This window comes from Arthrobacter sp. ISL-65 (genome assembly GCF_018613795.1).
GTDB lineage: Bacteria > Actinomycetota > Actinomycetes > Actinomycetales > Micrococcaceae > Arthrobacter.
The window spans coordinates 1-24,188 of the sequence record NZ_JAGGPN010000066.1; the positions used below are offsets into that span (position 1 = coordinate 1).

The following is a 24,188-nucleotide window of genomic DNA, read 5'->3' on the forward strand; positions in this document are numbered from 1 at the left end:
GCACTAAGAATCGCCGGCGTCGACCGCGGCACTGCCATCATGCGCCGCTACCCAACCTAGCCACAAGGCCGTTTTCTCAAACCCCCAACGCCGCGGAGCGGCTCCCCAGCTACTAACTATGTCTCGCAACCAATCGGTGGAATTGGCGTATCACCCATTAGTCATAGACATCTGAGCACCATGTCGAAACTTGTTGGCTCCGCCACCTGTTTCGACCCGGCAGCAGGGCACGTACCTTACGTGACTCAATCGTTCTGGGCATATCTTCTCTCGCCCCGAGCCCGCTACCCCCAGATAACGTGGCCCAGGGCGTCCTGGGTCGTGGTGGTCAGCACTGTGCAGCTGAGCAGCCAGCGGCCCGGGTCATCCTCGGGAACAGACGGATCGGCCCACCACTCGTACAGGCCGGCGAATCCCAGCAGCGGTTCGTTCTCCGAGTACAGGTAGTTCGGGATCTTCTTCCCGTCCTCGGTCTTCTGCCACTCAAAGTACCCGTCAGCAGGGATGATGGCCCGGCGCTTGACCGCGGCCTTGCGGAAAGACGGTTTCTCCAGAATGCTCTCGCTGCGGGCATTGATGAGCTTGTTGCCGATCTTGATGTCCTTCGCCCACGACGGCACCAAACCCCAGTGCGCCACGAGCAGGTGCCGCTCAAGGGCGCCCTCGTCCAGCCGTTCGGCCACAATGGGCACGTCCTGGGTGGGCGCGACGTTCCAGCTCGGAGGCGGCGGGGTGCCCTCCACCTCCTTGGCCTCAAAATGGCTCAGAAGATCGCCCGTGGCCTTGGACATCACATATCTGCCGCACATGAGCCCATTCTGCCCGACCCGGCCCCGGCAGCAGATACCGCAGACCGCGGCCGGCTGAGGACAGGCCAGCACGAAGCAGTCAGGCCAGGCTCCCGGACGACTCACCCCGGGCGATTGATCCAAGCTGGCCAGGCACGGACTGCCTGTCACCGCGCGGCGGTCGCAGTGGGATTTCCGGCACCTCGTGCGCCTTAGGGGCGAATGGTGGCGGCCGCTCCCCCGGCGAGGCGGCACTCCCGTCGCGCGGTCCTGTCCATGATCGGGGGCAATTCGGGTTATCCACGGCCGGTCTCTTTCGGGAGCCACTGGGGAAGCTCCCTTCGGCAGCCGTAGCGGTGGATAACCCGGACGGAATTGTCCCCGGTTGTGGGCAGCGCCCCTCCCCCAACCCGCCCACAGGAGCCTGCAGCCAACGCACCCTGGGAGGAAAACACTTTGTCAGGGCCACCGGCTACACTGAAAGAATCGAAGATATGTTCGAATAAAGGTGTGTTGTGGGCGTGATTGTTGGTCCCCGCGTGGTAGATGCCGGGGTGTCGTTGTTGTCGGTGCTGATGGCCCCGGTACCGGTCGCGGCGGGCTACCCGTCGCCGGCGCAGGACTACTTTGACGGCCGGATCGACCTGAACGAGCACCTGATCAAGGACATCACCAGCACCTACGTCGTGCGGGTGACCGGGGAGTCGATGGAGGGCGCCGGGATCAGCGACGGGGACGAACTGATCGTGAACCGGGCGTTGGAACCCATCGACGGTTCGGTCGTGGTGGCCGTCCTGGACGGGGAGCTGACGATCAAGCGGCTGCGCATCACCCCGGACGGGGTGGTGCTGCAGGCGGAGAACCCGAAATTCCCGGACATCAGGGTCCCGGCCCTGTCAGACCTGACGATCTGGGGCGTCGCGACAAGGTTCCTGCACCATGTGTAACGCGCGCTCTTGCACCGAGAGGGAGGACGGTCGTGGCTAGGCCGGCGGTGATGCAGCGGATGCCGCAGATCGCGCACGTGGACGTGAACTGCTTCTACGCCTCCGCGGAACGGGCCTTCAACCCGTCCCTGGAAGGCAAGCCCGTGATCGTGCTGTCCAACAACGACGGCTGCGCAGTAACCCGCTCCCCCGAAGCCAAAGCCCTGGGGATCGCCATGGGCGAGCCGTGGTTCAAACTCGCCCCCAGGGCGAAGGAATGGGGCCTCGTCGCGCTCTCGTCCAACTACGAGCTCTACGGGGACATCAGCGCCCGGGTCATGGAGCTGCTGGGCCGGTACTCGGCCTGGCTCGAGGTGTACAGCATCGACGAGGCCTTCCTCGGCGTCAAAGGAACCCCGGCCGAGCTGGTCGCGATGGGCCGGTCAATGAAGTCCGCCGTCCAGCGGAACGTCGGCGTTCCCGTCTGCGTCGGAATCGCCCCCACCAAGACCCTGGCGAAGCTTGCCAACAAGTGGGCGAAAAACAATCCAGCCTTTGGCGGGGTCTGCCACTGGGACTCCGTACCCGCGGCAGTGCGGGAGGACCTGATGGGACGTTTGTCCGTAGAGGAGATCTGGGGCATCGCCGGGCGGCTCACCCGGCGCCTGAACGTTCGGGGCATCTTCACGATCGCCGACCTGGCCGGCGTCGACCCGGTGAAGATCCGGGACAAGTTCAACGTGGTGGTCATGCGCACAGTCCTGGAACTGCAGGGCACCCCCTGCATCCCCATGGAGGAGGAACGGATCGGCCGGGACCAGCTGATCTTCTCCCGCTCCTTCGCCAAACCGATCACCACCGCTGCCGACATCGGACAGGTGATGAGCGTGTACGGACAGCAGGCCTCCGCCCGGCTGGCCAAACACGGGCTGCAGGCCAAAATCCTCACCGCATTCGCCGGCACCTCACATTTCAACCCGAAAGACACCTCCTACCCCTCAGTGTGCGTTCCGTTGCCGATGCCCACCGCGGACCCGGTCATCCTGACCAAAGCCGCCCACGCGCTCCTGCCCCGCATCGTCGACGGGATCCGGTACGCCCGGGCCGGGATCATGGTCACCGACCTGCGCCCCACCGGCAACCAGGCGCCCCTGTCGCTGTTCGAGAACCCGTACGAGGAACGCCACATCGGTGAACTCCTCGAGGACGTCACCCGCCGGTACGGCCGCGGGTCGATCGGCCTGGGCTTTGCCGGGATCCGCGGCGGGCCGGACTGGACCATGAAACGCGACATGCTCTCCCCCCGCTACACCACCCACTGGGACGAACTCCCCCTCGTCAAAGCCGCCTAAGAACCAACATCACCAGCACCACACGAAAGAACCCCAATCAATGACGATCACATTCGACGCACCAACCCTGAACGCCCCCAGCCTGAACCTCATGGTGGACGTCCGCTTCACCCCGACAGGTACTCCCCTGGCCGTACGTTACGACGGCGGGATTTGGACGGTCGACCCCGAACTGGACACCATGCACTGGTTCACCCGCGACTCATGGTGGGACACCCGCACCACCGCCCCACGCGGCGTAGGGAACGTCGTCGACATCGAGCACTGGCGGATCCAGGTCCGCCTCTCCTCCAACTCGGCACTGCGTACGTTCCTGCTGCGCCGTGACCCCACCTCCACGCAATGGCTGCTGGACGGCATCGATGATGCCAGCTGAGCTATACCGCTCCCCCATTCCGCCGCAGTTCTGGGACGCGGTCCGTGATGAGTTCGGCCTGCCCACGGTCGGCCGGGTCAGGGAACGGCTCGAAGCCGGCACCCCGAACCCGGAACCGGCGTTTCGCGAACTCATTCGCGTCTTCATCGACGGGGGCACGTTCTGTCCTGGATTCCAGTTCCAGCCGGACCTGTCGCTAAACCCAGTTGTCGTGCGCCTGTTCCAGCGCGCGATAGGGCTCCGGATCCCGCACAACTACTTTGCACTGTGGATGATGACCGCTTGCCCTGCTCTGGGCGGGGCACGTCCAGTGGACCGGCGCGAAGAAAAGCACGGCCCAACGCTGCTGGCAGCGTTGGAAAGCACCCTGGCCCGGGCAGTTGTCTAAAATATGGGCGTGAAAGTAACCCTGACCGTAGAGACCGGCGACGGCAGCTCAGCTGTATGCAGCAGGGCCACCGGGTTCAGCACGTCAATCAGCGACCGGCTCAAACGGTCGACGCGCCACACACCAACGATGTCGCCTTCCTCGGCGTACTCAAGGAGCTTCTACTTGTACGGCTACAGACGAGCCCGATGGAATGTCTCGAAAAGCTGTGTTTTTTGAGGCAGTTGGGTCCTTGCCGTCCGTCCAGTTTCCTGTTGCGCCCTCCCTCAGAGCAGGACAGGGTGTCAACGGATTTTCTGCCGTCCTAACCTGAGAAAACCCTGGCAGTGTTACTAGTTTGGTTACTGTTTTGGTTTCTAGATGCGTATCATCTCAGTATGAATCATCAGCGTGAGGTTTACCCAAGTGCGCCCTTGGTTTCGGTGGCGTTTGAGCTACGCCATCCCCAATCAGAGACTCTAAGCCCTCGACAGAGAGCTATCTTCAAGGAGCTTCTAAGCAACGAGCTCCCTGTGATGCGTTCACAGCAGGTCTCCTCTCAGACCATCGAGTTCGGGCCCTCCGGCGCGGTTCCAACGGTCCAAACGGAGGAGTCCCCGAAGTACTTCGACAGAAAAACAACGGTTGCTGCTTCTCTGCTTAGCAGTTCGACCATCGTGGAGACGACCCAGTACCCAGGCTGGGAGGACTTTAGCGAGCTGCTCTTGAAGGTCTGCGAAGCTCGCAACGAGGTCTCTCCTATTGACGGCATAGAGAGAGTGGGCCTGCGATACATCGACGAGATACGGATACCTGACACTGAAAACCCAGAGTGGAGCGAGTATCTGGTCCCGTCCCTTCTAGGACCTCACGTCGAGAACGCCCAGGATCTGCCCCTGAATCAGTGGCAGGGTGTCGCAGTTTTCGGTCCCGAACGAGGCAGGTCTCTGGTCATGAGACATGCGACCGGCGAGGGTTTTGCAGTGAACCCCAACGGAGAGTTACGACGAAAATCTCCGGCCTATCCTGGCAAGTTCTTCCTTCTCGATCTGGACAGCTTCTGGGTGCCCGAATCAGGAGTTCCGGTGTTTTCACTTGATCTTCTCAAGGAGACCAGCGAGGCACTACATGCGCCCGTACGTGAGATGTTTGAACAGTGCATTACAGACCGCCTAAGGAATGAGGTGCTTCGCAAGTGACCAACACTATTTCTGCTGCAATGCAGCAGCAGACTTACTCTGTCGACTCGGGGACAGCCACGCCTAGCTTCACCCTGCCAACGATTGACATGCCCACTCGTATTTCGGCACTTGAACACACGGAGCGGACCGGCAACCTGGTGACAAAAGTCACGAGGTTGAACAATGACGTCCGAGAAACGCATGTAGAAGCTCTGACTCATGAGTGGCGCGTCCTTACTAGTCAACGAGCTGTGGGGCGCGTCCAGGATCTACTTCAGGTGCTCGCCGATCAAGGATTCGCGTGGAGAGACATTGCGCGGATGCTTGGGGTCAGTGTTCCGGCCATTCAAAAATGGCGGAAGGGTGAGAAGGCATCAGGAGAAAACCGTCACAGAATTGCCAGCCTGGTGGCAGCCCAAGACCTTATCGCGTCCAAAGGCCGGATCCAAGAGATCGAGTCTTGGTTTGAAATGCCCGTAACTGAAGGAATCCCTGTAACACCCATAGATCTTTGGGCTTCCGGCGAAACGTTCCTGGTTCTTGAATATGCCAGTGGACATCTTGATCCTGAGGAAGCCCTCACCCGGTTTGACCCCTCCTGGCGAACCACATACGAATCACCATTCGAGACATTCCGTGGTGAAGACGGCCAAATGTCCATTAGATCGAAAGGCTAAGTCTGAGATGCCTGGAAAAGACCTCGAGGCGCCTGGAACGCGCGAAGCCCCGGGCTGGGCTTCCATGTATCGGGCGAGGGGAGACGAGGTTTCGGAGTCGAGACCGGTGTTCACGGGTGACGTTTTCAAAGACGTGCCTTGCGACCTCGGGGATAGCGATTCACGAATAACGGCAGTCGTGCTACAGCACCCATGCGCACTTCGCGTCGATGGAGTGAATCTCGTTTCCAGGCTGCTCGTGGCGGAAGTACGTGAGTCCTCGTTGATTCCATTCGGCGGCTGGAAGGGCAACTACAGGCTAATGCCCCTTCCGGAATTATATGACGATGGCAATCACTTTGCCGCGCACCTTCACGAGCCATACCTCGTTCCGGAGGAGGCCCTACAACCTCATAACCGAGTCGCGTGTATGTCACAGGTAGGCGTCAACTTGCTGCTTCAGCGGTGGGTTCACCACAACAGTCGAGTGGTGGTTCCGACCTATGACTACCAACTTGTAACCGTGGCTCAGTTTGAAGAAGCTGATCTCATCGAGGAATGGTGTGACGAGCGCGCAGAAAACTCCGCGGAATTCGCCACCGAAACCGCCGCTGCCCATCAATGGTTGCGAGGCGATTCGACCAATGCAGGCAAACGATGGCAGAACCTCTTGGAGGACGCTCAAACGCGCGCCACAGTTCGTACCGCCATGCGACGGCACCTTAAGGAACTGCGCATAGCAGCGCAGGCCTGACCTTATACGTGGCCGACAACAACAACTGGCCCACCGTGGGGCAACACAGATTTCTCGTGCCACCGGATCAAGCGGCCAACGGCCGGGGTATGACCGGAACGGGCGTGTAGGTGGTGGCGTCGCGGAGCATGGCCCAGAGGACATTGAGTCGGCGCCGGGCAAGCGAGAGCATCGCCTGGATGTGGAATTTCCCTTCCACACGTTTGCGGTCGTAATAGCGGCGCGAGGCGCGACAGGACTTCAGCGCGGAAAGCCCGGAGAGGTAAAGACACGCAGCAATCGCCGGCCGTAGCGCCTGGGCCGGCGGTGGTTTCCGCTGATTCTTCCGGAGTCCCGGGGCGCCGGGGCCAGCCCGACAACACCCGCGGACCGGTCAGCGGATTGGAAGACGGAGAGGTCACCGCCGGTGCCGCCGAGGAATTCGGCGGCAAGGACGGGCCCGAAGCCGGGCATGCTCAGCAGCACCTGTGTGTGCTGGTGTTCGGTGACTTTCTCCTGATCAGCGCATCGAGTTCCGCCAGCTCCTCGTTCAGAGTGAGGATTTCCCGGGCCAGTGCCGCGACGATCCCCTCCCCCATGTGCTGGGCCGGAACGGCGGTGTGCTGTGAATTGGCGGCTGCAGCAACGGCTGCCGTGGAGCGTGCACCCTGCTTCTTCAGCCAAGCGTGAATTCTGGCCTGACCTGCGCGGCGGATCCCGCCCGGCGTCCGGTGTTTGCTCAGCAGGGTCAGTGCAGCCTTGGAACGGCTGTAGTCGAAGGCCCGCTCCAGCGCCGGCAAGTATTCGAGCAACTGTTTGGCGTCCGTTTTACCTTCGCCACGGTAAATCTTAGAGGCGTGATGCACGTTACGGCCCGGAATGTAGAGGATGTCCTGGCCGTGGCCGACCAGCAGGGCGATCAACAGCGCCGGTCCCCCATGATTCAGGTCGGTCGCCCAGACCACCGGATCCCCGCAAGCCAGGGCAGGAGGCAGGACATGTTCTGCTGGCATCAGCGGTTCCGGCGGATTGAGCCAGCGAATGTGCTCTCCATCCGGGTGCTGGATCAGAAACATGCGGAGCCTGCTCTTTGCATCCTGCTCAGTAATGTAAGCCCATGGGCGGGCGTGATGCTGTCATCCCGCACGCCCGTTCTTGTCTATCTTCCGGCTGATTTGAGGAGTCAGGCCAGACCTCGCTGATCGTGGGTTGGGCCGGTACTGCCGTGCCAGAGCCGGTCGAGGGTTTGTTTCACCGGCGATGGCGATCGTTGCGGCTGCCAGTTCGGTGACTAGGAGTCGAAGTACGCCGTCTGGCGAGCAGGGCCCTCGACCCTAACGTACGCGATGCCGTAAATGGATTCACCGAGGCCTCAACACGCCTCTCTAGGTCGCCTGAAGGCCTGGATGAAGTCGAAGACGGCCTTGAGGATCGTGCCGCACAGAAGGTGATGGACCTCAGCCACGCTTATGCCGCGGTCTCGAAGAACCTTGGGGAAGTTGTTCGGCGGGAAATCGCATGGCAACCGAAAAGAGTTGAAGTGAGAGTCTGACTTTGAGCGATAAATGGGGGCTTTTCGCAGGTAGTGGAATGCAGTTGAGTTCGAGCGTGTTCGAGGCCCACAATTCTCGGCTGCTAAAGCTCACATCGGTCTGATCGGGCCGTGGTCACGCCTCCGCTAGTCGTTCTAGGTCGTGGAAGCCGTCCCACACCTGAAACCCGACGAAGCCAATGACCGCGGCGACTAGTGCGAGAGCTGCAATCTTGACTTGCGGAATTACGTTTGTGTCGGCCAGCGCTGAGACGACTATGTCGAACTTGTCGACGGCTTTACGGCCCCTGGTGATGAAGCCGATCCGAGTGAGCTGGTTCATTGTAGTCTTGTCAAGGCTGGGCTCGAGCTCCAAGAGCCGATCTGCCGAAAGCGCTCCCCACGCTTTTTCAGCGCCGCGTCGCCCGAGCAGCGCCCCGAGCAGCGTCCCGACGGTACCGGGGGCACCATCGACGAGCTTGTCCTTGACCGTTTCGACCAGCTCGTCAAACTTGGATTGAAAGCGATCGGGCAACATCTTCCGTAGCTTGGTCACGACCCACTCAATGACGCGCACGGCTGCCTTCTTGAGCCACGAAAGCGCGCTCTCGACAGCATGGAATGCCTCCTTAACCTTGCCGGCCGCCACTACAGCGATGCCTTTCGCTCCGCCTACGACAACTGCATGCACCGTGGGACTCTTCGCGAGCTCAACGAGCTCTGTGCCTCCGGCAACCTGCAGTTCGTCAAACTTGCCTCTAACCGAGTCGGGCAGCTCCCTCGGCGTCGGTTCAACCACGCCGTCCGCCGAGCTCTTCAAGACCGCCACGTGCACCCGCGCTTCATCGAAAGAAACTGATCCGCCATCAACCCCCATTTCACTGAAGACCGAGGAGGGCTCCTGGCTAGCGGTCAGAAGAACATTCGCGACCTCGAGGTTCCCGAGCAGGATGTCGATGCCTCCGAGCTCGCCTGCCGCATCGACGGAAACATCAGCCGCCGTGAGCAGGCGGTCGATTCTTGCCTCTAGTTCCCCGACCGAGTCGTCGATCCCCCCCGCTGAAAACGGCGCGAATTCACCTTCGTCGACCGGCGCCGCCATCTCCGCGAACCCGATCACGCTTTCGGCGCCTAACCTCCAACTCTCCGTCGCAGCCGCGACCTTGTCGGCATCTCTCATGACCTCTCCTACGGGCTTCATCGTCCGAGGGTTGCTACCCAGGGTCGTTTCGGGTACAACTCGATAAAAAAGCAAGGTAGCAGAGCTATGGGGAAAGAAACAGAGGATTTCTTCACGCTATTCGACAACGGTCCAAGGGCGTGCCTGAGTGCGCCCCGACCGGAGATGAGCGCTCTCTCCAAGACTCAATTTCTCGTATTGACATCCCCCACCGAATACGGAGCAGTTCTGTCATCCGTGCGCGGCCTCGGCGTACAGGCGAGACCATATCGCCTCGTACCCGTGATCGAAATAAATTCAAACCCCGATCAGGCCCAACACATCCAAAGGATCCCGGGAGTTGAGAAGGTCATCCCCGCGCTCGGGGCGCTTGAGCAGTCGCGCACGTTCGCGAACGGTATCGACGTGCTTCTCCACATCGCGCGAGCCCAGGACGCGGGAAATCGCGACGGGCTCTTGTTCCGGGGGCGGGCCGTGGGCGATGCGCAGGGTTATCCGGTGTACTTGCCCGACCGCGGGATTGATTTCGATGACGAGCTAGATTGGCCCTCGCCCCCCGCGCTCGTTCCCGTCATCAACGTCAGTGCCGGTCCCGCGTCGCCTGACTTCCCCTTCGTCGGGAACGACATTGTCAATATCGCGACTCGGGCAGGATTAATAGCCCGCGTCCTGTTCGTCTTGGCTGCAGGTAACTGTGGTGCTCAAGGTGCAGGATCCTTGTCGGCATGGGCACGCGCCCCTTGGGTGCTGTCAGTCGGTGCGACGGTGGACGAGACGGGGACCAAGCTCGCCCCCTACTCCGCGATCGGAACCCGAGATGACCTGAATTCCGGACCGGACCTTGTGGCGGACGGGCGATCGGATATAGCCCCCTACCCTGAGGGGACGTCATTCGCAGCCCCAAAGGTGACCTACCTCGTCCGGGTCATAGTCGCCGCAATCTGTCAGCTGGGCCGCGAAATCCGCGTACAGGAGGGCGCGGACCCGCATGGCGTTCCCCTCGTGGGATGCGGAATTGTCGACCGCTTCGGGTCTTCGATCTGGACCAGCCCGCGTAATCTTTTACCCCTGACTGCACTTCCCGTCGTCGGCGTTGACCCAACGGCCGTCGCCGCTTGCCTTGCGGTCGCGAAGCGAGCGGGCGCTGTTCTGGACGTGGATGGCACCCCCGAGATCGTCCGCTCACTGCTGCTCACGGCGGCCCGACCGATGCCAGGTTACGGCCCTCACCAGGTTGGCGCGGGGTTCGTCAGCACGGATGCTGTCCTCGACCGCCTCGCAGCGATAAGTGGTCTTGAGGTGGTACGTCTATTCGATCGCGCAGCGGTCAATCTCACAGACGAGGCTGCGAATGAGCTAAGTACACTGCGAGTATTTGACGCAGGCCAGCTGAAGGACTTAGAAAACATCATTTACGTCACCGGCCCGCAGTTCGCCTACGACTACCGGGGAGAGCGAGTCGCAGCCAAGCCTCTTGATTCAGAGGATGTCCGGTCGCTGCCAATCTTTGAGCGCACACTAGGAGTATCGGCTGGCCCGCTTGACTTCGAATAGCCCGAGCCAGCACTGCCGACGTACATCGAAATCCGTGGCCGTAAAGTGGCGCATGGCTCGGTCGATGCTCCGAAGCCGGCTGATGCCCTTAACGATCGCAGGCAGGCGGCGGCGCCGCCGCTGGCTCATGCGAGCCAGCTGACGTTTTCGATGGTGTGCTGACGGACCGTGGAACCCAGTCAGCTGAAGCCCTCGCCCGTCGCGCCGGACACGGGTCCCCGTGGTTCCATACCAGCTTCACAGTCAGCTTCTCCATAGAAGTTGCGGACCTAGTCATTGTGCTTTCCCCAAGGGTCGTTCGCTCAAGCCACTCCAGGACGGCAATGTCCTGGCATTGATGTCATCAAGATCACCAGAGACGGCCATGTCCAGACAGCTCGCGGGCCGGCGTTAGCCGGTCACCCCATATCTCGTCTTGGTTTACCCCGACAAGAGCTAGGTAGTTGCGTGGCATTGCAGATGGTGAATTCATTCCTCGTCCGGGCTAGCCCTGGATCTTTTTACCACCTGGTCAGCGACGGGTGACCAAGGTCGCTGGATCATCTCCTATTCATGACCGGTTTTGGTTGCGCCGCCAAGGCGCCCTTTCGTCAGATAAGGTGTCGAGGATGAATTCGCACCAAAGCTTCGCGGCATTGACGGCTAAACGCGCATGCCGTGCACCGAGGCCGCTCCGCACTACGTCATGTCCGTGGCCTGTACCGTAGCCTGCGTTTCTCAGCTCCGCGACTCCCGTCGCAACTGTGCTCGCTGCCCCGAGGATGCGACGGACTGAAGGGGCTGCATCTGGCCCCCCAGCCTGTGTCGGATGCACGTTTAGAGCCTCTTGTGCGCGGCGGACAAGGTCGGGCACTTCTTCACGCCCCGACAACGTTTCCCCCCGTTCCCGTAGGACTAGCTTGGCTGTGCTCTCAATAAGTTCCTTCGCAGAACCTATGGCCTGGGCAGGGTCACCGTGCCTGACTGCCCGGCTTATCCGGTCGAGATGTTCCAAAATGACTGCCGGATCTGTGATTCCAACCAGAAGAGGATCCTCGACAACAGCAATTTCGGGCCCGCCAACAATTTTTCCGTCATCAGTCCACTCGTAGCCATCACGCCTAAAGAGACGGCGCAGCCGGTCAACACGCTCGGCGCCAGGCCGGTATTCGTTGGTCGGATCAAACAACCAAGAAAGTGCCGATCAAAGACTCTTAGCGCACGCGCAACTTGCGATGGGTCCGCCCAATCAACCTGATCTAAGTACCCTTGGAAATGAGTAACTCGCTGACCCCCAACTGGCTCTGGATCTTCAAATACTGGGGCAAAAAGTTCGTCCTGCCAGAGCTCGTCGATCTCACGCAACGTCGTGCCGCTCATAAAATCCCGAACAGCCTCGCGTGCACGTTGACTGACCAAGTCACGCCTAAGATTCGCCATATTCAAGAGAATATGGCGAAACCTCTAAGACCACGATTTGGAGTGTCCCACTTCCTTGGCAGTGGAACGCTCGAAGCGCTCGATGCCTCCCTGTATTCGCTAGGTCTGCGTCGGTATTCCGGTCTAGAACTGAAGGCCATGGAGAAACGGCCAAGCTAGTCCACCGTTTCAAGCATGGCCAGCACCTGCCGCGCGGCGTCCAGATGCTCCAGCGCCATACCTAAAGAGAACGAAACCCTATCCCCCGCTGTCCCAGTACGGTCACGATGTCGGCCAAGTCAGCGGTACTGCGGCCCAACCTGGTTAGATCAGCAACGGTCAGAACATTCCCCGGCTGCAAGTAGTCCAGGCATTCCCTCCATCGCATCCTTGCTTGCGTGGCTCGGAAGCGTACTCCTGAAATACACGCACTGCCCCGGCTGCGCCAAGCGCATCCACTTGGAAATCCAGCGACTGACCACGGGTACTTACCCTTGCATACCCAATACGTTGCCAGACACGTCATAAAGCCTCCATACCAGGTTTTGACCAGCTTTCATTTCGAAAACCAGTTTTGACCACGTTAAGCGAGCTTTTTTGACTTTTCGGAGGCTTGCCGAATGCAGGTCAGAAACGGTCGATTTTGACGTGCTCCTCATGAGCCACAATTGCTGATCCTGGCACTGTAGCGTTTCTGGTCTGGCTGTGCCGTGCGCATCTGAAGGTTCCCCCGGTTTCGCTGCCTGTCCCTCTTCTGCAACGTCAGGAGGTATTCAATGTTTTAGTGGTCCCGCCCTAAGATCTGCTTGCCACGACTGCCCCTGACGGGCGACAGCTGACGTACCCGTCACTGGTATTGGACGCCTGAAACTGAGACATGCCGCTGCAGCTCAACTTGGGCAGTTAACTTCCAAAATTAAGCTCTGATGCAGAGCGACTTCCGATACGCTCACGGGCATGGACATCGGATACGGCCGCGCTTCAACCGCCAAGCGGGACCTCGACCGATCGATCCCTTATAGGCACCTGCCACCCCGGCAGCTGAGTCGCCGATCGGCGATGGATTGTCGGCGCCGGTTCGTGCCGTGAGCCCCAATCAACGACCGCCCGACGGCTACTGAATGCACGACTCCTCCATCCTGGTCTTCAATCTCGTTTTCGCCGGCACCCTTGGTATAGGGCTTCTGATGCTCCTCGGTCAGCTCGCGGCCTTTATCGTTCTGCTCGCCCTCACTGCCACAGTCGAGTTCCTGGTGATCACCCTTGGAGCACTCGTCCGCCGCACACGGAAGTCGGCATCTCCCCGACAACTCCGCGGCCGCCATTTCTCGCGGGTATCGCCTGCCGCTGATACGTCCGACGGATGACGCACCTGCCCCTGGCCCGCTGCCGCTGGCGGCAAGCGATCTTCAGAGTATGGCGGCCTTGACCATGAGTTCCTGGGGCGGCACGTTCCGCTGCCGTCATTCAACCGCGGTCCCATTGTGCGCGATCGGGGGCAGGAAAGGAGCAGCACACCCGTTACCAAAATGTTCCTGCTGATGCAAATAGCACCTATTGTTACTGATGTGACTTGCGGATACTCTGTTTTTATGGTGCTTCCGGTACGGAGACCATTCTCCGCAGACACCCGGACCAGCAGTGCATATCTGTAGCACTGCGCAAGAGATTCCAATGGGGGAATTTCAATGGGGGAAATCCATGCTGGCGCGCCGGCTTCCAGCACACGAGCCGGGCGCTTGACCACGTTCGTCCACCAGACCATCGCCCGTGCACGGACGATGGCTGTTCCCTACAAACTCGGTGAAGTGGTCGTCGGCGATGACCCCTTCAACGGCCGCAGGGAAGGCCTGGTGGCCGTCAAGAACGGCACCGTCGTGGGGCTGCAGACTGCAGACAAGATCGTCTTCTACGACTACCGGCAGCTGAGGCGTCCTGATTAGCAGCCAGAGCAAACCACGCTAACCCGCCCAACCCAGCTCGGATCCGAACCGCAGGAGTCAGATTGCCATGTCCATTGCCAACCTACCCAGCCACTACCTGACCATCGCCGAAGTGGCCACGATGCTGCGTGTCTCCAAGATGACCGTCTACCGGCTGGTCCAGGCCCACGCCTTGGCCTCGGTGCGCTTCGGCAACTCCTACCGCATTCCCCAAGACGCCGTCGAGGAGTACATCAGGAAGGCCGGATCACCGGCGGATTCCTGAGACCGATCCAAATGGCCTGGCATTCCGGGTGACTTAGCTTTGAAAGGGGTGGCTCAGCCCTGTCGGGTCCGTCCGGGCTTTTCCCAAGGTGCGGCTGTCAGGCTCTGGGCATCTGGTCGGAAGTGGATCTCTGAATGGCCTGACCAGCCGCCGGGCCCGCAGCACCCCCCTAAATGCCGGGCCCGGCGGACCCCAAGCTAACCAGCCCTGTTCCCTATGGAACCGCGAGCCTCATGTTGGGGATGGGGGGCCGACGACGGCTGCGGGAAACATCCCGATCTCACAGGATTCTCGTCGCCGCCGGCCCCGTCTCTGTGCGGGATGTTGCACCCGGAAAATCGCAGGAAACACTGCAACTGGGCTTGCCCGTCTGTGTATTGATGCCGCGCCCCTAGTCAACACGGAAAGGCCGGGCCAAGGCACGAGTAATCGGTACCTGTTTTTGGAGTTTGCACTCTGCCGGGTTGGGCGGGCAGCAGCAAAGAAGGGTTCCCCTACGAACTCGCCCAGACGCTGGAATGCACGGTGGGACCGACGGGGGGTTGGGTCCCAACCAATATCAACAGTCCCTGTGTCGAAGCGTCATCGCGCACCAGCTGATGTAAACCAGTCCTCGCTCGATCGATGCCAGTCCCGAAATGGGACCCTTCTTCAAGTCCTTGGCGACGATTCGGGACGTATCTGCCTACCCGACCTTCATTTTTGGCTTCCATGCTCGGCAGTTAAGCATCATTGAGCCCGACGTCGCATAGTCTCACTTCATCAAGGAGGCAGTCATGGATCCATCATTAACCGTCATCGTCATCGCAGTGGCCGCCACAGTCGCGCTCGTTCTTGGTTTTGTCATTGCCGCCACATTGCGCCCAAGCAAGCCCGGCCGCCACAGGGGTCCCTACATTCCCGCCAAGCGCCGCCCTGTTATCAGAGACGCGACGGACCGTAACGCCTCAACAGAGGTTGTCGGGCCCCGCTCCACACGATTCCCCGAGCTTGAGCTGCCGCTGACCCGACGGAGAGACCGCGAGACGTCCTCACCCTCGTAAACTCGTTCGTCCCGCCACGGGACTGACCCAAGGTTTATCGGCAGAGATCCTTTAAAGACGGCATGTGGGGAAAGGGAGCGGCGTCATAGGGTTGCCGAAGGCAAGTCAGAAACGGTCGTTTTTGAAGGGAAGCTGTGCCGCCGTGATGTCTTGTGCCACTGGCGCACGCCGTCAGTTTCTTTACATAGAGGCCGGTAAAGGGTGCGGCTCTCCAAACCGGCGCACGGTCAATGCGCCCGATCGGGTAGCCGGGCCGGGTGTGGTCTGGTTCGCCATGAACGGAACCGGCACTGATTCCTCGTGACGACTGACGGCTCGCCGCACACTACCCGTCGTACCCGGGCAACCAGGGCGCGCCTAGAGGACCGCCGACGGAGCTGGGGGGCCGCTGGCGTCTGGGACGCCAGTCGGCTGTCCGCCGCCGGCCGGTTACAACCGTACGCCTATACGCAGGGTAGGCGGGAGTCATGCTGCCCAGTGAGTCCTGCCGGTAACCGGCCTTGAAGGCGCCCAGGTGAAGAGCAGATTATGGTCCGGCTGGGAGCACCGCGGGTTTCCCGCTGGCCCTGTAGGGTGGCAGGTCAACCGGGTCTAGGACTTCACGCAGGTGGGCGAGTGGAGCCAGTTCGGGATGACGGGGGTTCTCTGCTGGATGCCCAAGCAGGGAGAAATAGATGTCAGGATTGAGGGCCCGATCCCTGGCCTCCCAGCAGCTTCCTTGCCCTTACCGCCCAACTTTTCTGCGGCGTTACCAATCTTGTCATCCAACCCCGGCTGCGGTCATGCTCCGGACTCCTGGGTCCGCGGCGTCGATGCAGGGGCGGAGAACCGAGGCCCAGATCCTGCTGAGGTGGCGGAACCGGCCTTGTCCAGGATGAAGTCGCGGTCCTCCTGTGACAGCAGCGAGCCCCCGTGCAGGTCACGGTCTGCTGGTTTGCCGATCTCCTTGCAGATCACGGCAGCCATGGTCCGCGGCAGGATCGCGGATCCTGGGTTATCGGTGAGCCATTGCTGTGTGGAGGGGCTGAGCCTGTCCCAGTTCCCCCTGATGTCCATCTCCATCGATGCTGCCTTCCTGGGCTGGCGTGGCCCGCCGGTGCAGTCGGCGGGTCGCGCCAAGCCTACGTCCGAAAAGCGGTCTGGGAAAGATACCCCCGGTTGGATCTGGACGCCATGCACTCTCCATCACCTGGTAGGTCACCCGGCCGAACAGCAGAGCGTCAGCTCGGGCGAGATTGTCGGCTGCGTTCCTCATCTACGAGTATCGCGCGGTGATCCACGCAGCCGTCCAGCGTGACATTCATTGAATACCTGGGCGGTCGCATTCTGAAAGGGTCCCTTAGCGGCTTGGCTCCCCCGTGGCCTCAGGGTCCTCTTCGGGTTCGAATGTGTTGGGCTCCGCATCCGCAGCGATACCAATACCGTCCCCACCCTGGGGGATCCCGCCGTCGTCCTTGCCCCGTGCACCGGCTGTGTCCTTTTGCGGTTCGTCCTCAGGCAGTGAATCAGGTGAGTTGATCGTCATCGCTCCTCCTTCATTGGCTGGGCCTCCACGCTAACAGCCTGCGGGGCGAAAAGAGCGTGACAAGTCCGAGAAAATGGGAGGGCATCCGCTCAGTTCACATCAAAACCGCCCTACGTCCGGACAACCCGGGACTCTTGGTGGGACTCCCGCCGCACAGCCCCCGTCGGCGTCGGGAACGTCGTGACATTGAACACTGGCGGGTCCAGGTCCGGTCAAGTTCTGCGCTGGGGGCCGTGAAGCGCGTGCCCTCGATACACCCGCGACCCAGCCACCCCTAGTCCTTCGGGGCGCGCACCTTTAGTGCATAAATCTCAAAATTTCTTAGCCTGAGCACCCCACGGGCCAGCCTTTGCCAACCGCTGTCTGACTTGGCCACGGCGCCTTCATTTCGCCCGTTGAAGGGATCATCACCGATGACTACCTCCCCGAGCTTGTAGGGAACAGGTACTGTGGTGCACGTGCCAGGGTTTGGTGGACGGGGCTCCTGTCTCCTGGTCTTCAAACTCACCCATCCAGGCTCCGGGCTTGTCAACATCCTGCCGCCCCCTGGACGCCTCCGCCAACGCCGGGATGGCGGGTTTGGCAGCCTGACCCGTCCCCGCGCCGCAAGCCCGGAACGACCAGCCAGCCGCGGCACGGCAGCTGTCCGGCACTCTACAGACCCTCTACAATTTCGTTACGAGTTGAGTGTTTCAAAACAATCGGGGGATGAAGCATGGATCCAGAAATGGGCACACCGCAGGACATCGGAACGGAAACGGAAGCATCGGTGCCCGCTGATGACCCAAACGGGCGGCAGGAGCCCGGAGGGACGCAGGCTGCCTATGCCGGGAGCCCTGCTGTCAGGTTCCGGCACTGCGACTGGCCATAGCCTCGGCCGGCGGCCTGCTGGCCCGGGTTTCCCGTTCCGAACGCACCTCCTGGGTCCACGCGTGGGATCCCTGTACCGCCATCTTGATTCTCGGGCCGGTCCTTCCGTGCAGGTCCGTGGCCTGGGACCGTTACTGGTCCTGGAATTGACCCTAGCGGCGCCCAAGGTGAGGTCCTGTGGGACGCCGCAAACGACCGCGAGTTCGCTGGCTACCAAGAAATCCCGCAGAGGAACCTGGACCCGAAGACGTGTTCTCAAGACACATGAAAGCCCCTCGGACGAGGGGCTTTCAACGGATAAGTCAGTCATAGATTGGTCTGGGTCAGCGGTGATCTGCTCCTCCTTCCCGCGCCCCTTGTGCGCCCATGCCGGGTGGACAAGATCTTAGTAACGCATCCCCGGGCCGTCCAGAATCAGTAGCACCATTTCGTCCATCCGGACGGAAACCTGGCACCTGGGTTCGCGATCCGGGGCCCAGCCGGGCCGGCCGATGCATCAGTAGCCGGCGACGCCGTCGCATGACGAAAGACATAGGGGCACCCCGACTCTTCTATGTCTGTCAAGCGGTATTAGTGGTGCAAGATGCGTTGAGCGTGCGGTGTACGCGTGGGGCCAGATAGCGCTTGATGCATCGGTGGATTTCCAGGTTGGTGCGGCCTTCTGCTCGCCGCTTTTCGACGTTGTCGGTGACGGTCGAAAACTGAGCCATTGTGACGGTTGAAAACTGAGCCACCCGTTCCAAACGATTGGGTGGGTGATCACAGTGGAGGATTGGGCGCTTATTCGGCGGTTGCATCTTGCCGAGGGTGAGTCGATGAGGTCGATAGCGGCGCGATTGGGGATCTCCCGGAACACCGTTGCGAAAGCTGTCAGCGCTGACGGTCCACCGATATACGTCCGGGCGCCGCGGGACTCCGGAATCAAAGCCGTGGAGCCGGCAATCCGTGCGCTGCTGAGGGAGAACCCGCGGATGCCGGCAACGGTGTTGGCCGAGCGGGTCGGCTGGTCCGGGTCCCCGGCGTGGTTCCGGGAGAACGTGGCCAGGATCCGTCCGGAGTATGCCCCCGCCGATCCTGCCGACCGGATCAGTTACGATCCTGGTGATCAGGCGCAGTGCGATCTGTGGTTCCCGGAGGTGCGGATACCGGTCGGCGGCGGCAAGGCCAAGGTGCTGCCGGTGTTGGTGATGGTGTACTCGCATTCCCGGTTCATCATGGCCCGGATGATCCCGTCCCGGATGACCGGGGACCTGCTGGCCGGGATGTGGGGACTGCTCGGTGGATTGGGGGCTGTTCCGCGGCGGCTGATCTGGGACAACGAAACCGGTATCGGGCGGCGGAACAGCTACGCCGCCGGGGTGGCGGCGTTCGCCGGTGTCCTCGCCACCAGGATCGTGCAGGTCAAACCCTACGACCCGGAGAGCAAAGGCGTCGTGGAGCGGGCCAACCAGTTCCTGGAGACCTCCTTCCTGCCCGGCCGGGCCTTCACCTCACCGGAGGACTTCAACGCCCAGCTCCGCCAGTGGCTCCCCGTGGCCAACGCCCGGCTGGTTCGGCGGACCGGTGCCCGGCCTACCGAGCTGATCGGCCCGGACAGGGCGGCCATGCTGGCACTGCCACCGGTTCCGCCTGTGACCGGATTCGCCGGCAGGGTCCGGCTCCCAAGGGACTACTACGTCCGGATGGGATCCAACGACTACTCCGTCCACCCGCAGGCCATCGGCAGATTCGTCGACGTCACCGCGGACCTGGAAACCGTCACGATCAGCCTGGACGGCCGGTGCGTCGGAGAGCACGTCCGGTCCTGGGGCACCGGTTTATCGATCACCGACCCGGACCACGTCGAGGCCGCACGGACCTTGAGGAAAGCCTTCCAAAACCCCACACCAGTTGGGGAAACAACCGGGCTGCGTGACCTCGCGGACTACGACCGGGCCTTCGGCGTCGTCCTCGATGACGGGCAGGTCGCCTGATGCCCGCTGCCAAGGAAACCGCCGGCCAGATCGAGTACTACTCCCGGGCGATGAAGGCACCCCGGATCCGGGAAGCAGCGGCCCGGCTCGCGGACCAGGCCCGTGACGGAGGCTGGACCCATGAGGAATACCTCGCGGCGGTCCTGTCCAGGGAAGTCGCCGCCAGGGAAGCCTCCGGCGCCGAGACCCGGGCACGGGCAGCCGGGTTCCCCGCCCGCAAATCGCTCGAGGACTTCAACTTCGATCACCAAGCCGGACTCAAACGCGACACCATCGCGCACCTGGCCACCGGCGCGTTCCTCACCGAGGCGTCCAACATCGTCCTGCTCGGGCCACCCGGAACCGGTAAAACACACCTCGCCACCGGTCTGGGACTACGGGCCACCCAACTGGGCCACCGGGTCCTGTTCTCGACCGCCATCGACTGGGTCGCCCGGCTCCAGAGCGCGCATCAGAACGGCAGGCTGCCCCAGGAACTGGTCAGGCTGCGCCGCTACGGGCTGATCATCGTCGACGAAGTCGGCTACATCCCGTTTGAGCAGGACGCCGCGAACCTGTTCTTTCAGCTCGTCTCATCACGCTACGAGCACGCCTCGCTGATCCTGACCTCGAACCTGCCGTTCGCCCGCTGGGGCGACGTGTTCGGCGACCAGGTCGTCGCCTCGGCAATGATCGACCGCATTGTCCACCACGCCGAAGTCATCACCCTCAAAGGCTCCAGCTACCGCCTCAAACACACCCTGGTCGACTCACTGCCCTCGACAAGACCGGAAAATACGGCAGAATAACCAACGTCAACGTGGCTCAGTTTTCAACCCACAAAACGGCTCACTTTTCGACCATCGCTGACAGACGTATTTCCGGGTCTCAGGATCATGGGTCATTTTGGTCAGTGCGACCATGTGGAGGGCGCGGTTCAGGCTTCTGTCTCCACCTCGGTTCAGTCGGCGCCGGACGGTGTTTCCTGAGGAAGCGGGGTGGGGTTGACGCCGGCCAGGGAGGCGTAGGCGCCTCGTTCCGAACCCGTCCGTGATGGGACCAGGTGGTGAGACAGGTCGCTGCAGTGACGGGCCCAAAGCCCGTTTCCTGAAGTAGGGGCGCAGCCTCGCTGATCTGTACCAGTTCGGTCAGTTGTTTCTCGTTGGCTTTGAGCTGGTCATCCACTTCGAGGACACTTTTGGCCAGACGTACCGCCTCGGAGCGCGCAACGGTTAGGGAAAGTTCCTCCTCGCGCGCACGCCGCCGCGAGACCTCAGTGAATGTTCGGCTGAAAGAGCCTGCCTTACCGCAGCGTCGGCGGAGACTTCTACCCCTGGCGGGAAACACCCGATCGCGTCGACCTGACACTCGTGGACGTCATGGGCGAAGGAACAGCCGCCGCACTCATGGCCGCGACCATCCGCAGCGCCGTACGCGCCGCACCGGAGGGGGACCCGGCCGGTCTCCTCAACCAAGTGGCGGAAACACTCCTGTATGACCTTGACGTCACCGGGATCCTCGCCATGGCCATTCAGGCCACCATCGACACCGTCAAGGGCGAGATCACCTACGCGGACGCCGGACACGGCCTCGCCGTAGGCGTCCGCGCCTCGGCGGCGCCAATCGCCGCAGGACCGTGGGCCTGTTCAGATCCTCATCCGGGAAAAGATCCCCCGCCTTCCGCCCGTTGCTGCAGCGAAGATTACCAGTGCGATGACGGATCCCAGGATGGCCAGCGGCCAAGTGCGGAGACTGAAAAAACTTCCGAGGCCGCCGCCGAAGATGAGCGAGCCGATGCACCCGCCGAGGATCGCTCCGATAACGCCCAAGAGCAGGGTTACCAGCCGTCCCCCGCCTTGTTCTCTTGGAAGGGTGGCCTTGGCGATGGCTCCCGCGATCAGGCCGAGAATGAGAAATCCGAGGATTCCCATGACACGCCTTCTTTCTTGTCAGCTACCCGCCGGCCGGTCATCACCGGCCATACTCTGAGTATGATCAGCCTGCTTAGCATTTGACAAGAATCCAGGATTTGACCAGGTAGTAAGCCGCCGGCCGAGACTCCGGCGGGAGCAGACCGAAGAAGAAACACCATGGGTTTGGACGACAAGATAGAGAACGCCGCCGAGAAGATGGGCGGCAAGGGCAAGGAAGCTGCCGGCGAGGCAACCGGCGATGAGAGCCTGAAGGCCGAAGGCAAAGGCGACCAGGCCGCCTCGGACGTGAAGCAGGCGGGCGAAAAGGTCAAGGACGCCTTCAAAGAGTAGGCGGCCCGCAGCGTTCAGAAGGGTGCGGCCCCTGCTGGCCGCGCCCTTCTTCTCTGCCGGGCCTTCTCTGCCGGGCCTTCCCTGCCGGGAACACAAGCGATGGGCGAAGATGGCCACGCGCGGCGGCGTCAATTCGGGGCAGAGCCGGCAACCCCGGGCGGGAATGGCGCAGCTTGCGGCGAGGTCAGCGCCCGCGCCCTGGGGCAGTTTCCCAACGGGCTACCAGGGATCATCTTGATCCAATTTGAGTTTGACCACCTTTGGAGGCCGTCTCAGTTATTCGTCCCGGTCCCCGTCTTCGGGGTCCCCGGGCGCTGGCTTCACTGCAACTGATGGACACCCCACCCCGAAGAGCGCTTTGACCGGATCACCCGCATGGCGCGGGAAGTCTTCAAGGTCCCCCTCGCCGCCGTGAACCTCCTTGACGATGACCACCTGTTCAACAAATCCCCTCCAACCCCCGGGCGGATGTGGATGCCCCGCGACCAGACTTTCTGCAACGTGACCGTCCAGCAACAGGACATGATCGTGGTCCCCGACGCGCGGAAGGACCCGCGTTTCCGTTCGCTTCCCGAGGTCGCGGGCGGCAGGGGGTCCGCTTTTACGCCGGCCGGCCGCTGAGCGTGCACGACGGCCAGCGGGTCGGCACCTTCTGCCTCTACGACGTCGTTCCGCGCACCCTGGACGAGGCTGAACGCAGAATCCTTGACGAACTGGGCCGCTGGGCCGAGCACGAGCTTCAGGATGCGGCCGAACTGGACCGCGCCTACGAGGTCCAGCAAGCCCTGCTCCCCGTGCCCTCCGGGGCAGCCGGCTACGAGCTGGCAGGCATCTGCATGCCCTACCGCGTCGGCGGCGACTTCTACACCTGGCGGGAAACACCCGGTCGCGTCGACCTGACAATCGTGGACGTCATGGGCAAAGGAACAGCCGCCGCACTCATGGCCGCAACCATCCGCAGCGCCGTTCGGGCCACACCGGCCGGGGACCCGCGGACGTTCTCAACAGCGTGGCGGGAACGCTCCTGGAGGACCTGGATGTCACCGGAATCCTTGCCACCGCCATCCAGGCCACCATCCACACCGGCAGCGGAGAGATCACCTACGCGGACGCAGGACACGGCCTGTCCCTCATCGTGGACCCGGACGGGAACTACACCAGGCTCCCGGCCGGAGGCCTGCCCCTGGGTGTCGGCGAACCCAAAAGCTGGCCAGCCACCCCCGCCCGGCTGGTACCAGGGCACACGCTGATCTGCTTCACCGACGGGCTGCTGGACCTGTACTGAGGAACCCTCCAGGCACTGGACCACGTGGCCGGCATCGTCCACGAAGCACAGGATCCCGCCTCAGTCATGAAAAAGCTCAGGGAAGTCACCACCGGCTTGCGCCCGGATGATGACCTCACGGCCATCGCCATCCGCCGACACTTATAACGGATGCGCCGCTGCGCCCGGCGGGTGCCTGTTCAACCTCTCTGCCCTTCCAAGCCAGTGCGAACGCCGTCCCGGCCGAAGCTGGCAGCGCGGCGAGCCCAGGCTGGGTCCGGCCCGATCGGGATCCGGTAACAAGACCGTGGCCAGCAGGCCGCCAGAAACGGTTCGGTTCCACCCGCGGCCGGGCGATTTCTCCGGCGACCGGCCGCGACTATTGAATGGGACCCGGTTTTCCCTGGCCGTGCGGTGGCTGGTGCGGAGGGTGAGGGCCGGGATGCGGGCGCGGGGGCACATGTTTGTGGAGGTGTGGCGGCGGGGGTGGCGGGCCGCCATGTGGCAAGGGATGCGGGGGCCATTGCCCTGAAGCCGGCAACCGGGCGGCCTCGATCCGTCCTTCCTCGCCCACGGCATCGGCCGTAGTTTGGGTTGGCATTGCGTCCCCGGCTGCCGCCGTTGAGTCGTCCGGCCCTGATCCTGTGGAGGATCCTTCCTTGGATGCGCCCGCGTCGAGCCCGTAGTAGCTGTAGAGCTCCTGCTCCTGCGTCTGCGTGATAGCGCCGCGGTCGCTGTCGATCCGGGGACCGTTCCTAACCGTGTCTTTGGCGAAGGCGATCCTGATCCTGGATTCCTCGAGGCTGGCCCCGGAGAGCGGGGCGAAGGATTCTGACATGCCGAACAGGCCCGTCCGCACGGTGACGAAGACCGGCTCCCCGGAATCGCCGCTGGTGAACACCTGTTCCACGGAGCCTATTTTCTCCCCGGCCACGTCCACCACGATGCCTCCATTGAGGACGATGTTGTCAATGTCCTGCAGGCTGAGCATGAGGCACATCCTTCTTCTAAGTCGCTCCG

General features: G+C 62.1%; 25 protein-coding genes and 5 pseudogenes. 19 read left to right on the forward strand and 11 right to left on the reverse strand.

Going from position 1 to position 24,188, the window contains the following annotated elements; all coding sequences use genetic code 11:
• Window positions 1-284: 284 nt before the first annotated feature.
• Window positions 285-809 carry an SOS response-associated peptidase gene (locus J7I85_RS23730; protein WP_251024771.1) on the reverse strand — a complete coding sequence of 175 codons (525 nt, stop codon included), beginning with the start codon at window positions 807-809 and terminating at the stop codon, window positions 285-287.
• A gap of 494 nt (window positions 810-1,303) precedes the next feature.
• On the opposite strand from J7I85_RS23730, the gene J7I85_RS23735 reads away from it, so the two are divergent.
• From J7I85_RS23735 to J7I85_RS23750, 4 genes are read left to right on the forward strand one after another with little or no spacing between them, the layout of a single operon-like run.
• On the forward strand, window positions 1,304-1,735 hold the full coding sequence (locus J7I85_RS23735; RefSeq protein WP_214858118.1) for a LexA family transcriptional regulator: 432 nt from the start codon (window positions 1,304-1,306) through the stop codon (window positions 1,733-1,735).
• Window positions 1,736-1,785: 50 nt separating this feature from the next.
• A complete protein-coding gene (locus tag J7I85_RS23740) occupies window positions 1,786-3,066 on the forward strand; it encodes a Y-family DNA polymerase (RefSeq protein ID WP_214858167.1) in 1,281 nt (426 codons plus the stop codon).
• Between the two features lie 40 nt (window positions 3,067-3,106).
• Entirely contained in the window at window positions 3,107-3,442 is a 336-nt protein-coding gene (locus J7I85_RS23745) for a hypothetical protein (protein ID WP_214858120.1), read from the forward strand.
• Window positions 3,429-3,830: a hypothetical protein gene (locus J7I85_RS23750; protein ID WP_251024772.1), complete on the forward strand. Its 402-nt coding sequence runs from the start codon at window positions 3,429-3,431 to the stop codon at window positions 3,828-3,830. The genes J7I85_RS23745 and J7I85_RS23750 overlap by 14 nt, the downstream gene beginning before the upstream one ends.
• On the opposite strand, the gene J7I85_RS26070 is transcribed toward J7I85_RS23750, so the two are convergent.
• A complete protein-coding gene (locus J7I85_RS26070; protein WP_374102521.1) occupies window positions 3,827-3,952 on the reverse strand; it encodes a hypothetical protein in 126 nt (41 codons plus the stop codon). The genes J7I85_RS23750 and J7I85_RS26070 overlap by 4 nt on opposite strands.
• 255 nt (window positions 3,953-4,207) lie before the next feature.
• On the opposite strand from J7I85_RS26070, the gene J7I85_RS23760 reads away from it, so the two are divergent.
• The 3 genes from J7I85_RS23760 (at window position 4,208) to J7I85_RS23770 (ending at window position 6,400) form a co-directional block, all read left to right on the forward strand.
• Window positions 4,208-5,008 carry a TIGR04255 family protein gene (locus tag J7I85_RS23760; protein ID WP_214858122.1) on the forward strand — a complete coding sequence of 267 codons (801 nt, stop codon included), beginning with the start codon at window positions 4,208-4,210 and terminating at the stop codon, window positions 5,006-5,008.
• Window positions 5,005-5,667, forward strand: a complete 663-nt coding sequence (locus J7I85_RS23765; protein WP_214858123.1) for a helix-turn-helix domain-containing protein — start codon at window positions 5,005-5,007, stop codon at window positions 5,665-5,667. Before J7I85_RS23760 ends, J7I85_RS23765 begins: the two co-directional genes overlap by 4 nt.
• A gap of 214 nt (window positions 5,668-5,881) precedes the next feature.
• Complete coding sequence (locus J7I85_RS23770; RefSeq protein WP_214858131.1) at window positions 5,882-6,400, forward strand: hypothetical protein; 519 nt, start codon at window positions 5,882-5,884, stop codon at window positions 6,398-6,400.
• 67 nt (window positions 6,401-6,467) lie between these two features.
• Here the strand turns inward: J7I85_RS23770 and J7I85_RS23775 are convergent.
• Together J7I85_RS23775 and J7I85_RS23780 are read right to left on the reverse strand one after the other, a co-directional pair.
• Window positions 6,468-7,362: pseudogene (locus J7I85_RS23775) on the reverse strand (transposase); the annotation flags it as partial.
• 684 nt (window positions 7,363-8,046) lie between these two features.
• Window positions 8,047-9,090, reverse strand: coding sequence for a hypothetical protein (locus tag J7I85_RS23780; protein ID WP_214858133.1), 1,044 nt, complete (start codon window positions 9,088-9,090; stop codon window positions 8,047-8,049).
• 282 nt (window positions 9,091-9,372) lie between these two features.
• On the opposite strand from J7I85_RS23780, the gene J7I85_RS23785 reads away from it, so the two are divergent.
• Window positions 9,373-10,644, forward strand: coding sequence for a S8 family serine peptidase (locus J7I85_RS23785; protein ID WP_214858135.1), 1,272 nt, complete (start codon window positions 9,373-9,375; stop codon window positions 10,642-10,644).
• Between the two features lie 550 nt (window positions 10,645-11,194).
• Here J7I85_RS23785 and J7I85_RS26075 read toward each other — a convergent pair.
• Window positions 11,195-11,497, reverse strand: a complete 303-nt coding sequence (locus J7I85_RS26075; RefSeq protein WP_374102522.1) for an abortive infection family protein — start codon at window positions 11,495-11,497, stop codon at window positions 11,195-11,197.
• 401 nt (window positions 11,498-11,898) lie between these two features.
• On the opposite strand from J7I85_RS26075, the gene J7I85_RS23795 reads away from it, so the two are divergent.
• Complete coding sequence (locus J7I85_RS23795; RefSeq protein WP_214858139.1) at window positions 11,899-12,222, forward strand: hypothetical protein; 324 nt, start codon at window positions 11,899-11,901, stop codon at window positions 12,220-12,222.
• Between the two features lie 61 nt (window positions 12,223-12,283).
• On the opposite strand, the gene J7I85_RS25840 is transcribed toward J7I85_RS23795, so the two are convergent.
• Window positions 12,284-12,568: a recombinase family protein gene (locus J7I85_RS25840; protein ID WP_308159634.1), complete on the reverse strand. Its 285-nt coding sequence runs from the start codon at window positions 12,566-12,568 to the stop codon at window positions 12,284-12,286.
• Window positions 12,569-13,163: 595 nt separating this feature from the next.
• On the opposite strand from J7I85_RS25840, the gene J7I85_RS23805 reads away from it, so the two are divergent.
• From J7I85_RS23805 to J7I85_RS23820, 4 genes are all read left to right on the forward strand, one after another.
• Window positions 13,164-13,409 carry a hypothetical protein gene (locus tag J7I85_RS23805; RefSeq protein ID WP_214858141.1) on the forward strand — a complete coding sequence of 82 codons (246 nt, stop codon included), beginning with the start codon at window positions 13,164-13,166 and terminating at the stop codon, window positions 13,407-13,409.
• Window positions 13,410-13,730: 321 nt separating this feature from the next.
• Window positions 13,731-13,985, forward strand: a complete 255-nt coding sequence (locus J7I85_RS23810) for a hypothetical protein (RefSeq protein ID WP_214858143.1) — start codon at window positions 13,731-13,733, stop codon at window positions 13,983-13,985.
• A 67-nt stretch (window positions 13,986-14,052) separates the two neighbouring features.
• Entirely contained in the window at window positions 14,053-14,250 is a 198-nt protein-coding gene (locus J7I85_RS23815; RefSeq protein WP_214858145.1) for a helix-turn-helix domain-containing protein, read from the forward strand.
• 776 nt (window positions 14,251-15,026) lie between these two features.
• Window positions 15,027-15,293, forward strand: a complete 267-nt coding sequence (locus J7I85_RS23820; protein ID WP_214858147.1) for a hypothetical protein — start codon at window positions 15,027-15,029, stop codon at window positions 15,291-15,293.
• A gap of 780 nt (window positions 15,294-16,073) precedes the next feature.
• Here the strand turns inward: J7I85_RS23820 and J7I85_RS23825 are convergent.
• Together J7I85_RS23825 and J7I85_RS23830 are read right to left on the reverse strand one after the other, a co-directional pair.
• Complete coding sequence (locus J7I85_RS23825) at window positions 16,074-16,355, reverse strand: hypothetical protein (protein WP_214858149.1); 282 nt, start codon at window positions 16,353-16,355, stop codon at window positions 16,074-16,076.
• 277 nt (window positions 16,356-16,632) lie between these two features.
• Entirely contained in the window at window positions 16,633-16,818 is a 186-nt protein-coding gene (locus tag J7I85_RS23830; RefSeq protein ID WP_214858151.1) for a hypothetical protein, read from the reverse strand.
• A 1,625-nt stretch (window positions 16,819-18,443) separates the two neighbouring features.
• On the opposite strand from J7I85_RS23830, the gene istA reads away from it, so the two are divergent.
• Both istA and istB read left to right on the forward strand, forming a co-directional pair.
• Window positions 18,444-19,661 (forward strand): IS21 family transposase, encoded by a 1,218-nt coding sequence (gene istA / locus J7I85_RS23835; RefSeq protein ID WP_214858153.1) that lies wholly within the window; start codon window positions 18,444-18,446, stop codon window positions 19,659-19,661.
• A complete protein-coding gene (istB, locus tag J7I85_RS23840; RefSeq protein ID WP_214858160.1) occupies window positions 19,661-20,449 on the forward strand; it encodes an IS21-like element helper ATPase IstB in 789 nt (262 codons plus the stop codon). Before istA ends, istB begins: the two co-directional genes overlap by 1 nt.
• A 54-nt stretch (window positions 20,450-20,503) precedes the next feature.
• Here the strand turns inward: istB and J7I85_RS23845 are convergent.
• Window positions 20,504-20,918 (reverse strand): annotated as a pseudogene (locus J7I85_RS23845) (transposase); the annotation flags it as partial.
• Between the two features lie 20 nt (window positions 20,919-20,938).
• On the opposite strand from J7I85_RS23845, the pseudogene J7I85_RS25670 reads away from it, so the two are divergent.
• A pseudogene (locus tag J7I85_RS25670) lies at window positions 20,939-21,238 on the forward strand (SpoIIE family protein phosphatase); the annotation flags it as partial.
• Between the two features lie 48 nt (window positions 21,239-21,286).
• On the opposite strand, the gene J7I85_RS25430 reads toward J7I85_RS25670, so the two are convergent.
• The gene (locus J7I85_RS25430) at window positions 21,287-21,571 is read right to left on the reverse strand and encodes a GlsB/YeaQ/YmgE family stress response membrane protein (protein WP_251024778.1); all 285 of its coding nucleotides are present in this window, start codon (window positions 21,569-21,571) and stop codon (window positions 21,287-21,289) included.
• Window positions 21,572-21,730: 159 nt separating this feature from the next.
• Between J7I85_RS25430 and J7I85_RS23855 the strand changes: the two genes are divergently transcribed.
• From J7I85_RS23855 to J7I85_RS23870, 3 genes and pseudogenes are all read left to right on the forward strand, one after another.
• Window positions 21,731-21,904: a CsbD family protein gene (locus J7I85_RS23855; protein ID WP_214858163.1), complete on the forward strand. Its 174-nt coding sequence runs from the start codon at window positions 21,731-21,733 to the stop codon at window positions 21,902-21,904.
• A 357-nt stretch (window positions 21,905-22,261) separates the two neighbouring features.
• Window positions 22,262-22,525: pseudogene (locus J7I85_RS23860) on the forward strand (GAF domain-containing protein); the annotation flags it as partial.
• A gap of 320 nt (window positions 22,526-22,845) precedes the next feature.
• Window positions 22,846-23,189: pseudogene (locus J7I85_RS23870) on the forward strand (PP2C family protein-serine/threonine phosphatase).
• A gap of 358 nt (window positions 23,190-23,547) precedes the next feature.
• Here the strand turns inward: J7I85_RS23870 and J7I85_RS23875 are convergent.
• The coding region (locus J7I85_RS23875) for a PRC-barrel domain-containing protein (RefSeq protein ID WP_214858166.1) at window positions 23,548-24,188 on the reverse strand (641 nt) is incomplete at its 5' end.

What these genes read in the sequence shown, in the direction of transcription:
- J7I85_RS23730 (WP_251024771.1), bottom strand. Translation starts at nt 809, where the DNA reads ATGTGCGGCAGATATGTGATGTCCAAGGCCACGGGCGATCTTCTGAGC.
- J7I85_RS23740 (WP_214858167.1), top strand. Translation starts at nt 1,786, where the DNA reads ATGCAGCGGATGCCGCAGATCGCGCACGTGGACGTGAACTGCTTCTAC.
- J7I85_RS23745 (WP_214858120.1), top strand. Translation starts at nt 3,107, where the DNA reads ATGACGATCACATTCGACGCACCAACCCTGAACGCCCCCAGCCTGAAC.
- J7I85_RS23750 (WP_251024772.1), top strand. Translation starts at nt 3,429, where the DNA reads ATGATGCCAGCTGAGCTATACCGCTCCCCCATTCCGCCGCAGTTCTGG.
- J7I85_RS23760 (WP_214858122.1), top strand. Translation starts at nt 4,208, where the DNA reads ATGAATCATCAGCGTGAGGTTTACCCAAGTGCGCCCTTGGTTTCGGTG.
- J7I85_RS23780 (WP_214858133.1), bottom strand. Translation starts at nt 9,090, where the DNA reads ATGAGAGATGCCGACAAGGTCGCGGCTGCGACGGAGAGTTGGAGGTTA.
- J7I85_RS23795 (WP_214858139.1), top strand. Translation starts at nt 11,899, where the DNA reads ATGAGTAACTCGCTGACCCCCAACTGGCTCTGGATCTTCAAATACTGG.
- J7I85_RS25840 (WP_308159634.1), bottom strand. Translation starts at nt 12,568, where the DNA reads ATGACGTGTCTGGCAACGTATTGGGTATGCAAGGGTAAGTACCCGTGG.
- J7I85_RS23805 (WP_214858141.1), top strand. Translation starts at nt 13,164, where the DNA reads ATGCACGACTCCTCCATCCTGGTCTTCAATCTCGTTTTCGCCGGCACC.
- J7I85_RS23810 (WP_214858143.1), top strand. Translation starts at nt 13,731, where the DNA reads ATGGGGGAAATCCATGCTGGCGCGCCGGCTTCCAGCACACGAGCCGGG.
- J7I85_RS23815 (WP_214858145.1), top strand. Translation starts at nt 14,053, where the DNA reads ATGTCCATTGCCAACCTACCCAGCCACTACCTGACCATCGCCGAAGTG.
- J7I85_RS23820 (WP_214858147.1), top strand. Translation starts at nt 15,027, where the DNA reads ATGGATCCATCATTAACCGTCATCGTCATCGCAGTGGCCGCCACAGTC.
- J7I85_RS23825 (WP_214858149.1), bottom strand. Translation starts at nt 16,355, where the DNA reads ATGGAGATGGACATCAGGGGGAACTGGGACAGGCTCAGCCCCTCCACA.
- J7I85_RS23830 (WP_214858151.1), bottom strand. Translation starts at nt 16,818, where the DNA reads ATGACGATCAACTCACCTGATTCACTGCCTGAGGACGAACCGCAAAAG.
- istB (WP_214858160.1), top strand. Translation starts at nt 19,661, where the DNA reads ATGCCCGCTGCCAAGGAAACCGCCGGCCAGATCGAGTACTACTCCCGG.
- J7I85_RS25430 (WP_251024778.1), bottom strand. Translation starts at nt 21,571, where the DNA reads ATGGGAATCCTCGGATTTCTCATTCTCGGCCTGATCGCGGGAGCCATC.
- J7I85_RS23855 (WP_214858163.1), top strand. Translation starts at nt 21,731, where the DNA reads ATGGGTTTGGACGACAAGATAGAGAACGCCGCCGAGAAGATGGGCGGC.